2 protein-coding genes are annotated in these 1,527 nt (G+C 63.7%); both read right to left on the bottom strand.

Translation table 11 applies throughout. The annotated features are described in order from the left end of the window. The coding region (locus tag V6M63_RS00015) for an ABC transporter permease (protein ID WP_332738240.1) at window positions 1-352 on the bottom strand (352 nt) is incomplete at its 3' end. Next, the gene (locus tag V6M63_RS00010; protein WP_332738238.1) at window positions 349-1,278 is read right to left on the bottom strand and encodes an ABC transporter ATP-binding protein; all 930 of its coding nucleotides are present in this window, start codon (window positions 1,276-1,278) and stop codon (window positions 349-351) included. The genes V6M63_RS00010 and V6M63_RS00015, both read right to left, overlap by 4 nt. Between the last annotated feature and the right edge of the window lie 249 nt (window positions 1,279-1,527).

The raw sequence follows: 1,527 nt of genomic DNA, 5'->3' as shown, positions 1-1,527 counted from the left end.
CCAGTATCACCGACTTGGTGGCCGCCGCGCCGACATAGCCGATCAGTATCTCCAGGTAGGACACAGGCGCCGACAGCAGCTCGTAGATGCTCCCGGAATACTTGGGCATATAGATGCCGAAGGAGGCGTTGGAGACGCTCTCGGTGAGCAGCGCCAGCATGATCAGCCCCGGCACTATAAAGGCGCCGTAACTGACGCCCTGCACCTGGGTCATGCTCGAACCTATGGCCGAGCCGAACACCACGAAGTACAGCGAGGTGCTGATCACCGGGGTGGCGATGCTCTGCAACAGGGTGCGCCAGGTGCGCGCCAGCTCGAACCGGTAGATGGCCTGGATGGCGTAGAAGTTCATGCGCGCGCCTCCTTGACCAAAGACACAAAGATATCTTCCAGCGAACTCTGGCTGGACTGCAGGTCCTTGAAGTCGATGCCGTGCTGGGCCAAGTCCTTGAGCAGTTCGGCGATGCCGGTGTGCTCGCGCTGGGCGTCGAAGGTGAACACCAGGGCGTGGCCGGCGTCGCTCAACTCCAGCGGGTAGCGGCTCAGCTCGGCGGGGATGCTGGCCAGGGGTTGTTGCAGCTGCAGGCACAGCTGCTTCTTGCCGAGCTTGTGCATCAGCGCCTGCTTGTCCTCCACCAGGATGATCCGCCCCTTGCTGATCACCCCGATGCGGTCGGCCATCTCCTCGGCTTCCTCGATATAGTGGGTGGTGAGGATGATGGTCACCCCGCGCTCGCGCAGGCCGCGCACCATGTTCCACATGTCGCGGCGCAGCTCGACGTCGACGCCGGCGGTGGGTTCGTCGAGAAACAGAATCTGCGGTTCGTGGGACAACGCCTTGGCGATCATCACCCGGCGCTTCATGCCGCCGGACAGCTCGAGAATCCGCGCGTCGCGCTTGTCCCACAGCGACAGATCCTTGAGCAGCTGCTCCAGATAGGCCGCATCGGGCTTCTTGCCGAACAGGCCGCGGCTGAACTTGAGCGTGGCCCAGACGGTTTCGAACACATCGCTGACCAGCTCCTGGGGCACCAGGCCGATCTGCGCACGGGACGCGCGGTAGTCCCGGATTATGTCCTTGCCGCCCACCAGCACCCGCCCGGCGCCCGGATTGACTATGCCGCAGATGATGCTGATCAGGGTGGTCTTGCCCGCGCCATTGGGCCCGAGCAAGGCGAAGATCTCGCCCCGGCGAATCTCCAGGTCGATGCTCTGCAGCGCCGGAAGGCCGGAGGCGTAGGTCTTGCTCAGCTGTTGAATCGAGATCACCGGTTGCACGGGATGGCCTTGCCTGAAGAAGGGAGAGGCAGAGTGTATGTAGATTGGGGTGGGGTCAGGCAAGTGCCAGGGCGCTGGATGAGCCTAGAGCCTGCTCACGATTAGCCGACGCGCAGCAGATCCTGAACAGGTTCTTAGGACAGGGGCATCTGCTCGGCCAGATAATCGATCAGGCTGCGCACCGAGGGCAGCAGGCCGCGCCGCGACGGGAACAGCGCATGCACCAGGCCGCTGCGTGGCGCCCACTGC

Source organism: Hydrogenophaga sp. (genome assembly GCF_036675665.1).
Classification (GTDB): domain Bacteria; phylum Pseudomonadota; class Gammaproteobacteria; order Burkholderiales; family Burkholderiaceae_C; genus Hydrogenophaga.
This window is presented reverse-complemented; position numbering and strand designations above follow the sequence as displayed.